Source organism: Streptomyces griseoflavus (assembly GCF_014649995.1).
GTDB lineage: Bacteria > Actinomycetota > Actinomycetes > Streptomycetales > Streptomycetaceae > Streptomyces > Streptomyces griseoflavus.
Genome location: NZ_BMUC01000006.1, coordinates 90,083 through 103,525 on the forward strand (window position 1 = coordinate 90,083; position 13,443 = coordinate 103,525).

General features: G+C 73.7%; 12 protein-coding genes and 1 riboswitch. Of the genes, 5 read left to right on the forward strand and 7 right to left on the reverse strand.

Annotated features, from left to right (window positions below):
- Window positions 1-338: 338 nt before the first annotated feature.
- Window positions 339-434, reverse strand: a riboswitch (cobalamin riboswitch).
- Between the two features lie 181 nt (window positions 435-615).
- Window positions 616-1,248, forward strand: coding sequence for a precorrin-8X methylmutase (locus IE172_RS14835; RefSeq protein WP_190097688.1), 633 nt, complete (start codon window positions 616-618; stop codon window positions 1,246-1,248).
- A gap of 105 nt (window positions 1,249-1,353) precedes the next feature.
- Here the strand turns inward: IE172_RS14835 and IE172_RS14840 are convergent, their stop codons facing one another.
- Complete coding sequence (locus tag IE172_RS14840) at window positions 1,354-2,124, reverse strand: cobalt-precorrin-6A reductase (RefSeq protein ID WP_190097689.1); 771 nt, start codon at window positions 2,122-2,124, stop codon at window positions 1,354-1,356.
- 45 nt (window positions 2,125-2,169) lie between these two features.
- Between IE172_RS14840 and IE172_RS14845 the strand changes: the two genes are divergently transcribed.
- Window positions 2,170-3,288, forward strand: coding sequence for a cobalt-precorrin-5B (C(1))-methyltransferase (locus tag IE172_RS14845; RefSeq protein ID WP_190097690.1), 1,119 nt, complete (start codon window positions 2,170-2,172; stop codon window positions 3,286-3,288).
- A gap of 38 nt (window positions 3,289-3,326) precedes the next feature.
- On the opposite strand, the gene cbiE is transcribed toward IE172_RS14845, so the two are convergent.
- Window positions 3,327-4,598, reverse strand: coding sequence for a precorrin-6y C5,15-methyltransferase (decarboxylating) subunit CbiE (gene cbiE / locus IE172_RS14850; protein ID WP_190097691.1), 1,272 nt, complete (start codon window positions 4,596-4,598; stop codon window positions 3,327-3,329).
- A gap of 124 nt (window positions 4,599-4,722) precedes the next feature.
- On the reverse strand, window positions 4,723-6,600 hold the full coding sequence (locus IE172_RS14855; RefSeq protein WP_229886075.1) for an ABC transporter ATP-binding protein: 1,878 nt from the start codon (window positions 6,598-6,600) through the stop codon (window positions 4,723-4,725).
- A gap of 145 nt (window positions 6,601-6,745) precedes the next feature.
- Here IE172_RS14855 and IE172_RS14860 point away from each other — a divergent pair, with 145 nt between their 5' ends.
- Window positions 6,746-7,237, forward strand: a complete 492-nt coding sequence (locus IE172_RS14860; protein ID WP_190097692.1) for a hypothetical protein — start codon at window positions 6,746-6,748, stop codon at window positions 7,235-7,237.
- 9 nt (window positions 7,238-7,246) lie between these two features.
- Here IE172_RS14860 and IE172_RS14865 read toward each other — a convergent pair whose 3' ends face one another.
- The 3 genes from IE172_RS14865 to IE172_RS14875 are packed head-to-tail and all read right to left on the reverse strand — an operon-like array spanning window position 7,247 to window position 10,529.
- Entirely contained in the window at window positions 7,247-7,828 is a 582-nt protein-coding gene (locus IE172_RS14865) for a hypothetical protein (protein ID WP_190097693.1), read from the reverse strand.
- Between the two features lie 3 nt (window positions 7,829-7,831).
- A complete protein-coding gene (locus tag IE172_RS14870) occupies window positions 7,832-10,063 on the reverse strand; it encodes a DUF6571 family protein (protein WP_190097694.1) in 2,232 nt (743 codons plus the stop codon).
- 13 nt (window positions 10,064-10,076) lie between these two features.
- The gene (locus IE172_RS14875) at window positions 10,077-10,529 is read right to left on the reverse strand and encodes a hypothetical protein (RefSeq protein WP_190097695.1); all 453 of its coding nucleotides are present in this window, start codon (window positions 10,527-10,529) and stop codon (window positions 10,077-10,079) included.
- 344 nt (window positions 10,530-10,873) lie between these two features.
- Between IE172_RS14875 and IE172_RS14880 the strand changes: the two genes are divergently transcribed.
- Together IE172_RS14880 and IE172_RS14885 are read left to right on the forward strand one after the other, a co-directional pair.
- Window positions 10,874-11,248, forward strand: a complete 375-nt coding sequence (locus IE172_RS14880; RefSeq protein WP_190097696.1) for a roadblock/LC7 domain-containing protein — start codon at window positions 10,874-10,876, stop codon at window positions 11,246-11,248.
- A gap of 204 nt (window positions 11,249-11,452) precedes the next feature.
- Entirely contained in the window at window positions 11,453-11,818 is a 366-nt protein-coding gene (locus IE172_RS14885) for an ArsR/SmtB family transcription factor (protein WP_190097697.1), read from the forward strand.
- A 197-nt stretch (window positions 11,819-12,015) separates the two neighbouring features.
- Here the strand turns inward: IE172_RS14885 and IE172_RS34530 are convergent.
- Window positions 12,016-13,443 (reverse strand): SWIM zinc finger family protein (locus IE172_RS34530; RefSeq protein ID WP_229886077.1); only part of this gene is annotated, 1,428 nt, incomplete at its 5' end.

A 13,443-nucleotide genomic window follows, 5' to 3' on the forward strand; every position in this document is an offset into this window, starting at 1 on the left:
GCGCGGTCGTGGGGGCGGCTCCGGGCGCGGTGCGCCGTGCGCAGCACCCTCTCGCAGTCCACGGCGATCGTCAGGAGCTTCGCCACCGTGGGTGATCGGGCTCGCGGATCCCTGCACCGGGATCCGCCCACCGTTGCGGGTCAGCGCCGGATTTCGACCGGACTTCCCCCACGAGGCGCTCGCAGCACTCGGCTGCGCCGGTCGTTCAGTCCCCGCCCTCCGCGGCCGGGCGCCCGCCGGGCGGGAGGCGGTGGTGCGGGGGACGCTCCCCGGTCGATGGCAGCATGCGGCGTCGGCCTTCCTCGGGGTGTCCGCGCCCCGGGCGGTCTGGACGGCGGGAGTTCCTGGCTCACCCGGCCCGAGGGGCCGGGTTCACAGTGGCGGGACCGCGCCGGATTCGCACCGGGCTTCCTCCCCTGTCGCCGTCACGGCGATGGCGGACCGGACGGTCCACCGAGAGCATAGTAAGGGGCGGCCGGAAAGGGCGCGGCATACATCCCCTGTGACGGTGGGTATGCTCGCCGCCGTGTCCACGGCTCCCGTCCCCGCCCGGACGCGCGGGGGACCGTGTGGCCCCCTGAGCCGTTCGACGACCGGGAGCAGTGAGAGAACACCGTGACCACGTACGCCTACGAGAAGGACGGCGCGGCCATCTACCGCGAGTCGTTCGCCACCATCCGCGCGGAGGCCGACCTCGCGGACCTGCCCGCCGACGTCGGTCGGGTCGCGGTCCGGATGATCCACGCCTGCGGCATGGTCGACCTCGTGCGCGACCTGTCCTTCTCCCCCGGTGTGGTCGCCCGCGCCCGCGAGGCGCTGCGCGCCGGGGCACCCGTGATCTGCGACGTGCGGATGGTGGCCAGCGGTGTGACCCGCAAGCGGCTGCCCGCCGGCAACGAGGTGCTGTGCACCCTCTCCGACCCGGCCGTGCCGGAGCTGGCGGCGAAGCTGGGCACCACCCGCAGCGCCGCGGCGGTGGAGCTGTGGCGCGACCGTCTCGACGGTGCCGTGGTCGCCGTCGGCAACGCGCCCACCGCGCTCTTCCGCCTCCTGGAGCTGATCGAGGAAGGCGCGCCCCGTCCGGCCGCCGTCATCGGCGTCCCCGTCGGTTTCGTCGGCGCCGCCGAGTCCAAGGACGCCCTGGCCGCGCATCCGTCCGGGCTGGAGCACCTGATCGTGCGGGGCCGCCGAGGCGGCAGCGCCATCGCCGCCGCCGCGCTGAACGCGATCGCGAGTGAGGAGGAGTGAACGGCGCGCCGTCCGGGGCCGGTCGCGGCCCCGGTGTCCCGTCCTGACCGTACGGTCCGTGGCGGGACGCCCCGCCGCTGCCCGGAGGGGTGGGCGGGCGGCGGGTCAGCGGCCGTCCGGGAGCGGACGCCCCGCGTGTGCTTCCCTGACCCACCGGAGCGCCTGCTCGGGTCCGGCCACCACGCGCACCCCCGCGGGCAGCGGGGGCCGGCGCACCACGACCACGGGCAGCCCCGCCTCGCGGGCGGCCGTCAGCTTCGGCGCGGTGGCCGACCCTCCGCTGTCCTTGGTGACGAGGACGTCGACGCGGTGCCGGCGCAGCACCTCCCGTTCCCCGTCGAGGGTGAACGGGCCGCGGTCGAGCAGCGTCTCCATGCGGGCCGGGCGGGGATCTTCCGGCGCGTCCACGGACCGTACGAGGAACCACAGGTCGCGCAGATCCGCGAAGGCGGCGAGGCCCGTCCTGCCGGTGGTCAGGAACACCCGCCGGCCCAGCCCGGGCAGCAGCGCGGCGGCCTCCTCCAGGGTGCGTGCCTCGTGCCAGCGGTCCCCCTCGACGGGCACCCAGCCGGGGCGCCGCAGCGCGAGCAGGGGAACATGGGCGGTGGCGGCGGCCGACGCCGCGTTGAGACCGATGGTGCGGGCGAAGGGGTGGGTGGCGTCGATGATCAGGTCCGCCCCGTGCGCGCGCAGCCAGCCGGCGAGCCCCTGCGCGCCCCCGAAGCCGCCCACGCGCACCTCGCCGGGCGGCAGCCGGGGCGCGGCCACCCGCCCGGCCAGCGAGTTGGTGACGCGCAGTCCCGGCAGGGCGTCGGCGGCCAGCAGTTCCGCGAGACGCCGGGCTTCCGTCGTCCCGCCCAGGATCAGCACGTGCACGGCGGATCCGTTCCCTTCATCCGGTTCCCTCCGAGTGAGCGAGGCATGAGCAGCGAGGCCACGGGCGGCCGCAGCGCCCAACTCAAGCACACCGGTCTGCGGCCCGGCTGGACCACGGGCGCCTGTGCGACCGCCGCGACGACGGCCGCGTACACCGCGCTGCTGACCGGCCGTTTCCCCGATCCGGTGACGGTCACGCTGCCCAAGGGGCAGACTCCGTCGTTCGCGCTCGCGGTGGAGGAGCTGACCGGCTCGTACGCCATGGCGGGCATCGTGAAGGACGCCGGCGACGATCCCGACGTCACGCACGGGGCGCTGGTCCGGGCGACGGTGCGGCGGCTGCCCGCCGGGGGCGGGGTCGTCTTCCGGGCGGGCCCCGGGGTGGGTACGGTGACCCGGCCCGGTCTGCCGCTGCCGGTGGGCGAACCGGCCGTCAATCCCGTACCGCGGCGGATGATGCGCGACCACGTGGCCCGTGTGGCCGAGCGGTACGGAGACACCGGGGACGTCGAGATCACCCTCGGCGTGGACCACGGCGAGGAGATCGCCCGCTCCACCTGGAACCCCCGGCTCGGCATCCTCGGCGGTCTGTCGATCCTCGGCACCACCGGCGTCGTCGTCCCCTACTCGTGTTCGGCGTGGATCGACTCGATCCGGCGCGGGGTCGACGTGGCGCGGGCGGCCGGGCGCACCCATGTCGCCGGGTGCACGGGGTCCACCTCGGAGCGGACGGTGGTCGCCGAGTACGGTCTGCCCGAGGACGCCCTGCTCGACATGGGGGACTTCGCCGGCGCCGTGCTGAAGTACGTCCGCCGTCACCCCGTGGACCGCCTGACCGTCTGCGGGGGATTCGCCAAGCTCTCCAAGCTCGCGGCCGGGCACCTCGATCTGCACTCGGCCCGCTCGCAGGTCGACCAGGGCTTCCTCGCCCGGCTCGCCCGGCGCGGCGGTGCGGACGAGGCGCTGGCCGCCCGGGTGGCGGACGCCGAGACCGGCCTCGCCGCGTTCCGGCTCTGCCGGGCGGCGGGCGTGCCGCTCGGCGACCTGGTCGCGACGGCGGCGCGCGACGAGGCCCTGGCGGTGCTGCGCGGGGCGCCCGTCGCGGTGGACGTGATCTGCGTCGACCGGGCGGGAGCGGTGGTGGGCCGCAGTGCGGTGGCCTGAACGGCGCGGTACCGGCGGCGGCGGGCCGGGCACCGTGATCAGGCCGGCTGCGCCGGACCGGCCGGTGCGGTGGGCTTCTCGGCGGCCCACTGGGTCACGGGCATCGCCTGCCGCCACCCGGTGAAGCCGCCCACGGGCACGGCGTGCGCCACGGCCAGCCGCACCAGTTCACCGCCGTACCGGCGGTGGGCGTCGGCCAGCACGGCCTCGGACTCCAGGGTCACGGTGTTGGCGACCAGCCGCCCGCCCGCGGGGAGCGCCTGCCAGCAGGCGTCCAGGAGTCCGGGTTCGGTGAGCCCGCCGCCGATGAACACGGCGTCCGGCCGGTCGAGTCCGGCGAGGGCACCGGGTGCGGTACCGGTCACCACGCGCAGCCCCGGTACGCCGAGCCGGCCGGCGTTGCGGGTGATGCGGGCCGCCCGGTCGGGGTCGCGTTCGACGGTGACCGCCCCGCAGGACGGGTGGGTGCGCATCCACTCGACGGCGACGGAACCGGAGCCCCCGCCGACGTCCCACAGCAGTTCGCCGGGGGCGGGGGCGAGCACGGCGAGGGTGGCGGCGCGGACGTGCCGCTTGGTGAGCTGTCCGTCGTGCTCGTACGCGGCGTCCGGCACTCCGGGCGCGGCGCCCACGCGCAGCGCGCCGGGTGCGCGCCGGCAGTCGACGGCGACGACGTTGAGCGGGTCGCCCGGCGCGTACGGCACCGGCCAGTCGTCGGCGCGGACCGCCTCGGCCGTCCGCTCCCGCGCGCCGCCGAGCTGTTCCAGGACCCGTATCCGGCTCGGTCCGAAGCCCCGGTCGCGCAGCAGGGCGGCGACGTCGGCGGGGGTGGTGGCGTCCGCGCTGAGCACCAGCAGGCGCCGGCCGTGGTGCAGGGCGGCGGCGAGACGGGCGGCGGGGCGGCCCACGAGCGTGACGACCTCGACGTCCTCCAGCGGCCAGCCGAGGCGGGCGCAGGCCAGGGAGACGGACGAGGGGTGCGGCAGGACGTGCACCGAGCCGGGGCCCAGGACCTCGGTGAGGGCGCGCCCGATCCCGTAGAACATCGGGTCCCCGCTGGCCAGCACGGCGATCCGGCGGCCGGCGTGCGCGGCGAGCAGATGGGGGACGGCGGGCCGCAGGGGCGAGGGCCAGGTCACCCGCTCGGCACCGCACGTCGGTGGCAGCAGCGCCAGTTGGCGCGGGCCGCCGATCACGACCTGCGCGTCGAGCAGTGCCGCCCGTGAGGCGTCCGGGACGCCCTCCCAGCCGTCGGCGCCGATCCCGACGACGGTGACGGCTGGGGTCGGGGCGGGTCGGGCGGCGTTCACGGCTCAGTACCTCGGGTTCGGAAGGACGTTCGGGAGGCACTGTACGGGGCCGTGGCGGCGGCGGTGCGGGTCGGGTACGCGCGTCGGGTGCGCGCCCGTCGAGGTTGTCCGGAAACCGCTTCGCTCATGTGGGGCCCGTGCTCGTACGGGCGTGCGGGAGGGGGTCCGCGGAGTCCGGCTCGGCCTCCCCGGGGCTTCCGGTCCCCTCGGTGCTCTCGCCGAGGAAGCCGCCCGACTGGTGCTTCCACAGCCGGGCGTAGGCGCCGTCCGCCGCGAGGAGTTCCGGGTGGCTGCCCTGCTCGACGACGCGTCCGCGGTCGAGGACGACGAGACGGTCCATGCCGGCGACGGTGCTCAGCCGGTGGGCGACCACGAGCGCCGTGCGTCCCTCCATCAGCCGCCACAGGGCGTCCTGGACGAGGAGTTCGCTCTCGGAGTCCAGGGCGCTGGTCGCCTCGTCGAGCAGCAGGACCGGGGCGTCGCGCAGGATGGCCCGGGCGAGGGCGACGCGCTGGCGCTGACCGCCCGACAGTTTGACCCCCCTCTCCCCCACCAGGGTGGCGAAGCCGTCGGGGAGCCGGCCGGCGAACTCCGTGACGTGCGCGGCCGCGGCCGCCGCGTGGACCTCCGCGTCGGTGGCGCCGGGCCGGGCGAAGGCGATGTTGTCCCGCAGGCTGCGGTGGAACATGGCGGGTTCCTGCGGGACGTAGGCGATCAGGGAGCGCAGGTCGCTCTGGCGCAGCCGGCTGATGTCCTGGCCACCGATCAGGATGCGTCCCGCGTCGATGTCCGACATCCGCAGCAGGAGCCGGGTGAGGGTGGTCTTGCCGCCGCCGGACCTGCCCACCAGACCGATCCGGGCGCCCGCGGGCACGTCCAGGTCGAGCCCTCGGAAGATCGGCTCCGCCCCCGCGTGGGCGAAGGTGACGCCCTCGAAGCGGACGCCGGTGTGGCGCGGTGCGAGCGGTTCGGGGTCCGCCGGGTCGAGCACGGTGGGCGGATCGAGCAGCAGCTCCGTGAACTGCGCGGCCTCGGTCATCGAGCTCTCCAGCCGCCGGTAGATCTGGTTGAACTCGAACATGATCTGGGTGGCGTTGGAGTAGTAGGTGAAGGCGACGACGATCTCCTCGACCCCCTGGCCCGGGCCGCCGAAGGCGACGGCGACCAGCAGGCCCAGCACGTTGGTCAGCACGGACATGGGGGCGATCAGGACGTCGACGCGCAGGTTGCCGTAGTCCCAGGACCTCAGCATCAGGCGCCGGGAGTCGGCGACGCGGTCGCGGTGTTCGTCCGCCTCCCGTCGCTCGGCCGCGAACGCCCGGATGGTCTCCATGTTCGTGAGGCTGTCGGCGACGTGCCCGGAGACGCGGGCGATCGCCGCCTCGCGCTCGTTGACGAGCCGCTGCCGGCGGCGGATCAGCGGGGTCGCGGCCACCACGGTCAGTGCGATCATCAGCAACAGGCCCGCGACGAGCATCGGTTCGTAGCTCCACAGCACCACGGCACCGAACGCCAGCGGCACGAGACTGCCCACGATCCGGTACGTCAGCGTGTCGACGAAGTCCTCGAACCGCTTGCCGAAGCCGAGGACCCGCTTGGTCAGGGAGCCGGCGAAGTTGTCGTGGAAGAACGCCGCGTCCTTGGCGAGGAGTTCGTCCATGCCGCTCACGTACAGGTGCTCCATGCCGAGGGCGTCCACACGGTTCAGGCAGTGCAGCCCGATCCGCCACAGCACCTCGGCGAGCAGCAGCACCGCACCGAAGGCCAGCACGTACGGCAGCGCCGAGTCGAGGGTGAGGCCCTCGTCGCCGGCGGCCTGGCCGGCCAGTTTGGCGATCAGCAGGGGGGCCACGTAGCGGATGCCGATGTTGCCCACGGCCGGCAGGAGCATCGCGGGCAGGGCGAGGGCGCGCAGGCGCAGCAGTTCACGGCCGTAACGTCGCAGCGCCAGGACGACCGCGCCCCTGCCCGGCGTCGGCCCGCGGGTGTCTGTTGTCCCCATCACACTCCCGGAGGTTCGGAGGCCGGAAGTCTCCCGTCCGTGGGGGTTTCCGGTCCACGCATTTACCGCGGACTGGCGAGAACCGGACAGGCTCGGGTTCGCGTACGCAACGGGAACGGATGTGCGGCATCGGTAGGGTGTCGCCATGGATCAACAGGACGGGGCGGAGCCGGTGTTCGTCCGCTCCCGGTGGGGGACGAACCGTTACGTCTACAACCCGGCCAGCCCGGTCGGCAGGGCCCTGATCGTGGGGTCCCTGCTCTTCGGCGGCATCGCCCTGTGGCTGCTGCACGACGACGCCTCGTGGAGCGAGGGGGAGTTGCGCGACGCGGTCCACGCCGCCGTGGCCGAGCTCGACGGGGGGCCCGTGGAGGTGGGCGGGTGGCGGGGCGACTACGCGCAGGTCATCACCGAGGCCGTCAGGAACAGCGGTGAGGGGCCCGAGCACGGCTCGCTGCGCGTCTCGGACCACCGCGAACGGGGCGACGGCGGGGGCGCGCCGACCGCCGACCGGTTCGAGGTGGGCAGCGACGACGTCGAGGACGTCTACTGCCTGAGCGTCTCCCCGCCCTGGCCCGGGACCTTCACCGTCGTCTCCGTCGACCTCACGGTGACGGTGGCCGCCGGCCGGTGCTGATCCGCGGGGTCAGGGGGCGCAGTCGTACCGCTCGGCCAGGCCGGCGGCGCTCTCCAGGAGGATGGTGCGGCTCGCGGCGGTCACCGACTCCGCGTCCCAGTCCTCGTGGACCGTCACCCGGGGGTAGACCGACAGCCTCAGTTCGCCGTACCGGCTGTCCGATCCGATCGCGCTCACGCAGTCGTCGGAGAGCCGCAGCACCGCCTGCCGGAGCGTGAGCCAGCCCTCGTGGCCGCCACCGATCGGCATGGCGTCCTTCGGGGCGTCGGTGGTCGCGTCGCCGGCGGCGGCCGTCAGGGCGTACTGGTCCTGACCGGTCCTTCCTCCGGGTTCCTCACGGGTGACGACGCAGACCGTGCCGAAGACCCGGTCGTCCTTCACCACCTCACCGCTGCCCGCGTCCCTGACGTCGGCGGCCGTGCGGCCCGACCCGCCGTCGTCGAGCAGGCCCGCGGTCTTCTCGGTGAGGGAACCCCAGCAGAGGTTCCGCTCCCGCGTGTCGTCCCCCTGGCCGGGCCACAGCGTGACCGCGGCGACGACGGCGGCCGCGGCCACGAGCACGCCGGGCAGGACGAGGCGTTTGCGGTCCATCGGCTACTGCCCCATCTTCATGTCGGCGTCCTCGATCCCGTTCTTGTACCACTGCTCCGCCGTCGGCTGGAGGCCGTCCTCGTACTCGCCGGGGCTCGCGTCGAGTTCGTCCTCCGTGATGCCCCTGGCGTCCGCCGACTCCCGCAGCATGGCGTACATCTGGTTCTCGCCGTTCTCGAAATGATTGATCATGTTGTTCCGGGTCTCGGCGTCGACCTCGGAGTTGAGGTTGTTCATGTACGCGGCCGTCCCGACGTCGACCGAGCGCTGGATCACGTCGCCGACGACGGGGATGCCCGTGAAGGGCGCGCCGACGACGTGGTAGTTCATCATCTTGTTCCAGGCGTTGGCGTCCTTCTCCGCCTGCCCGAGGTCGAAGATGACGTCACCGCGCACCCCGTCCAGATGGCCGAGGACCGAGGCCGACTGCTTGACCCAGGCGCGCAGTTCGGGGTCCTCCGTGCGGTAGGAGTCCGCCGGGAAGTGACTCAGTCCCTCGGCGATGACCACGGTCTGCGACTGGTGCATCACCCCGAACGCGTGGGGATCGTCGGCGACGCCGCGCATGACCCGGGTGAGGTCGCCCCGGTCGATGTCGAGGTTGTTGAAGTCGGTCGGGCCGTCCATGTTCTTGCCGAGGATCTGGTGCACGTCCGAGGCGTAGTCGCCGATCATGTAGCCCATGCTGGTGCGCATGGACACCGGCACGGGACTCTGGACCTTCTGGTCCTCCTTGCCGCTGTACTCCTCCACGACCCGCGAGAAGATCGCGCTCTGGGCGGCGTCGTGATGGGCGGGGACGGCGTTCAGGGGGCTGCCGGGCTCGCGTCCGGTGGCAGCGGCCTCCAGCGCGGACCCGAACTCGGCGCGGGCGGAGTTGCGCTGCGTGTCCTCCGGCATCTTGTCCTCGACGGCGCCACCGGGCCACTCGCGCTTCTCGAGGAAGTACGTGAGGTTGTCCGTGGTGTTCGGGTCGAAGTAGGCGGTGGCCGCGGACGGATTGCGGCTCATGGCGTTCAGCAGGCCCTTCATCGGGTCGTGCTGGGTGCCCTGCCAGTTCTTCATGTAGCCGTCGTAGGCGTCGTCGTTGTCCGTCTCCCAGGCACGGATGGTGTCGCCGACCTCGGTCAGGAAGGCCTCGCTGTAGCGCGGGTCGTCCTTGTCGCGTGCGTAGGGCGCCTTGTCGTCGGCCTTCCTCTCCGGGTCGCCGGCGTCCGCGGCCATCAGGTTGGTGAGGTCGCTCAGGCCGGCGGCTCCGCCCTCCAGCCGGCCCGGGTGGCGGGCGGGCAGACCGTTGCCGTCACGGGCCGTGGTGATGAGCTTGTCGGTCCAGGCCGAGGTGACGCCGCCGGGCGAGCCGATCGAGGAGTCCGGGCCGGTGGCGGTGGCGAGGGAGCCGGAGAGGGCCTTGTAGAGGCGGGCGTCGGTGGCGGAGACGTGGCCGTCGCGGCCGCCGCCCTCCAGACCGCCGGCGAGCAGGAGTACGGCCTCCTGCTGGTCGCGGCCCCGGTAGCTGAGGTTCGTCATCAGCTGCTCGGCGAACGCCGGCGAGTCCTGGCCGCCCTCGGCCAGTTCCAGCAGCCGTTCGCGCTCCTCGTCGTCGAGGTGCTCCCAGCGCGCGTACAGCTTGGCGGCCTCCCGGCCGTTCGCGGCCTGCCGCTTCTCCTCCTCGCGCAGCCGCTTGGCGTCGGCGACTCCGCCGAGGTCGGTGCTGCCGAAGTCGTTGGGGTGGTTCTTGATCAGGGCGCGCAGACCCCAGGCGCAGAGTTCGTCCGCTTCGGCGGCTCGCCTGAGGATGCCCTCCAGTTTGTCGCGCAGGGCGTCGAACTGCGCCTCGGTGGCCACCGGTTCGGTGCTGTCCTTGGACCGGCGGTCGGGATGCACCCGGTGGCTGATCACTCCGTCGGGGTAGATGGTGATGCCCGGCGGCGGGTTCTCGACGGCGGCCTTGAGGTCGTCCTGCGCGGTCTTGAGCAGGGTGTGGGCGTCCTTGAGGAGGTCGCGCACGGACTCGGCCTCGGTGACGGCGTCGCTGAACTCCTTGGCCGTCTTGACGACGAACTCCTTGGTGACGCTGGCGTTCTCGCCCTTCCAGGTGGCCTTGTCGGCCTTGCCCTTCATGGCCTTGGCGTCGGTCTGGAGCCGCTTCAGCTTGGTGATCATCTCGGTCCAGTCGGTGACCGCGGTGTCGAGGGGACCGAGCTTGGCGTTCAGGAGCTGCTCGAAGGTGGGCATGTCGGCCGGCTCCTCAGCGGAAGTACGTGTCGATCTGCGACGCGGACACAGCACCGTCGTCGCCCGGCACCAGGGGGCCGACAATGCGGAGCCGAGCCCCGATCCAGTCGTCGTCCGCCTTGCGGGACTTCTTGGTGTGGTCCAGATGGTTGGATATGTGCGCGCATGCCTGGAGCAGGGTCCTCACCTGCGTCTCCCAGGTCTTGTTCACCTCGGTCAGCGCCGCACCGGAGGCGAAGCCGTCGCCCTTCAGGCTCGTCCCGGCCGTCCCGCTCGCCGCGGCGGCGTGCTTGCCGCCGGAGTCGAGGCCGTTGAACAGGTCGAAGGCGGCGTGACCGATGTCACCGAGCTCGTCGTCCTCCACCACGTAGTCCGCGGTCCCCGGCTTCGCCGTCGCCCCGCCGCCGGCACCGTTCAGATGCATGGCGGTTGTCTTCGCCGAGGCCCACTCGTCGTCGAACGACACTGCCGACACCCCCGTGTACGTGAGAACTGCGCGGACCAAGTTATCCGCTTGATCAACGACATGCCACCGCGGGTCGATCACGCGTGCGGGGACGGACCGGCTCGGACGCGGGCACCGTTGGCGGCCGCACCGCGTACCCCGGCGGAGCACTCCGGCACCTTTTTGGTCCTGAACCGGTCACACGACGGCTCTTTGAGCGGGCGTTCGGTCATCGACGGCCATCCCCGGAAACCGGTGCCCCCGGGGGCGCGCCGCCTGCCTACGGTGCCACCGCGGCCAAGGGCGAGGGGTGCTGCCGCGTCCGGCCGACGCAACCCACGATTCGACTGAAGAGGGAGACGTCCATGGCAACCGTGGAAGTGTCGCTGAAGGACATCATGACCGCCATAGAAGGGGCCGTCGGGGCGGCCCTCGTCGACTACTCCAGCGGCATGGCGCTGGGGACGCTGGGCGGGGGGAAGGACCTCGACCTCACCGTCGCGGCGGCCGGCAACACCGACGTGATCCGCGCCAAGGTGCGCACGATGGAACTGCTCGGCCTGACCGGCCAGATCGAGGACATCCTCATCACGCTCGAAACCCAGTACCACCTGATCCGGCTGGTCACCGGACGCAGCGGCAACGGCCTGTTCCTGTACCTCGTCCTCGACAAGTCCCGGTCGAACCTGGCGATGGCCCGCCACCAGCTCAAGCGGATCGAAGAACAGCTGGAGGTGTGACCGATCCGACATCCCCGGCCGACGCATGCCCATGATGTGAAGACTTCTTCAAGTCACCACATCCACATGGTCCCAAGCCATGGATGTGCGCCGCGGTGAGCGAGAAGGATCGGTGGCGAAGGACGGCACATCGTGCGGCGGCGCGCCTTCGGTGCGCCGCCGCGCCTCGCAGAACATCCCCGATGCGGCAGGGAGCGCGCACTCATGCAAGTCCCCCTCTACCAGGCCAAGGCGGAGTTCTTCCGCATGCTGGGACACCCTGTCCGCATCAGGGTCCTGGAGCTGCTGCAGCACGGTCCCGTGCCGGTGCGGGACCTGCTCGCCGACATCGACATCGAGCCGTCCAGCCTCTCCCAGCAGCTGGCCGTGCTCAGGAGGTCCGGCATCGTCGTCTCGGTCCGGGAGGGCTCCACCGTGCGGTACGCCCTGGCCGGCGGTGACGTCGCCGAGCTGCTCCGCGCGGCGCGCCGCATCCTCACCGAACTGCTGGCCGGGCAGAGCGAGTTGCTGGCCGAACTCCGGGAGACCGACTCACCCGTGCCGTCGGCGCGCAGGAGCGGGCAACCCTGAGGACGCCTCCCGGTCCGGCCGCCCGAGGGCGGCGAACACCAGGGCCGCGGCCCCGGGATCATGTCCCGCGCGGATGGCACGGGCCCGTTCCCGGGCCGAAGCCGGCGGCGCCGCCCGCACCGGCGAGTCGACCGGCAGCGCCTCTTCGGGCCGGTGAGCCGTCCGAGCCGCGCGGCGGCGTCGCCGGGGGCCCGTCCTCACAGGTCGCCCGGTGTGTCCAGGCCGGTCAGGGCACCCACGGGGTCCGGGTCGGGGGTGCCGCGGGGCCACCAGTCGTCCTGGCCCGCTTCGGACTCGTACGCGTACCAGAGGTGGTCACGGCCGAGACGGAGCTGGACATGGCCGCGGGGGTGGGTGAGGCGGTTGCGCCAGGGGCGGAAGGCGGGCAGGTCGGCGGCGAGGAGGAGGGGACGGGCGCGGTCGAAGCGGCCGGCCGGCGGGTCCCAGGGCTCTTCGAGCACGGCGAGACCCGTGGGCCCGCCCTGGCGCCAGGCGGCGACCGCGCGGGCCAGGTCGGCGGGGGTCCGGCCGGCGGCCCGGGCCAGGGAGGAGTACAGCGCGCGGGTCGCGGCCGTCAGTCCGGAACCGGGGCGGGCCGCGGCGAGGCGCACCGCGTCGTGCCACAGGGTGAGCCCGCCGGCGGGGTCCCGGCCGGTGGTGAGCAGGGCGTGGGCGCGGGCGGCCGCGTCGGTGGCGAGCTGGTCCAGCGCGAGGGGGTCGGGACCGCCGGGGGACGCGGGGTAGACGGGCGGCTGCTCGGGGTGCGGCGGCGGGGGCAACGGGGCGGGCAGCGGCGGGAGTGCGCGGCCAACCGCCTCGGTGGCGCGGACGCCGGGCAGGGGCTCCGGTTCCCGTTCCTGGGCGGCGCGGGCCGCGCGGGCGGCGCTCAGCCTGGACAGCGCGTCGATGACGTCGCGTTCACCGCGTCCGCGCAGCAGGAGCAGCACGAACGGGTCCGCGTCGAGCAGCCGGGCGGTCTGGTAGCAGAGGGCCGCCGCGTGCTTGCAGGGGTGGCCGGCGTCGGGGCAGCTGCAGCGCGGGTCGAGGTCGCCGGGGCCGGGCAGCAGGGGGACCCCGCAGTCGGCGAGGGACTGGGGCATCTCGTTGTCGAGCAGTGCCGCGATGTGCCCGGGCCGCTCGGCGGCGGCGTCCAGGAACCGCTCCCAGTCGGCGTCCCGGAACGTCCGCAGCCGCACCTGAACCCGGTAGGGCCGGGGGCGGCTGCCCCGTACGTACGCGAGGACCAGCCCCGGCGTGACGGTGATGGCGTCGACGTGACCCTGCTCGGCGTATCCGCGTCCGCGGGCGAGCCGCGCGGCGTCCAGCGCGCCGTCCTCCAGCGCGGTGACCCACGCCCTGCCCCACCACGTCCCGGCGAAGCCCTCCTGGTCGGCGGTGCGCGGCGGGAACGCGGGGAAGGTACGGCGCAGGTCGCCGTCGCGGGCGGGGGCGGCCATGGAGCGGGGCGCGGCGTGCGGGGCGGTGGGCGTCTCCGGCGGCGAGGCGGGCGGGGCGGGCGGAGCCGGAGCGGAGGCCGGGCTCTCCCGGCGGGGGCGCGCTTCGGACACCGGCTCCGGCCGGGGTTCGGACACCGGTTCCGGCCGGGGTTCGGACACCGGTTCCGG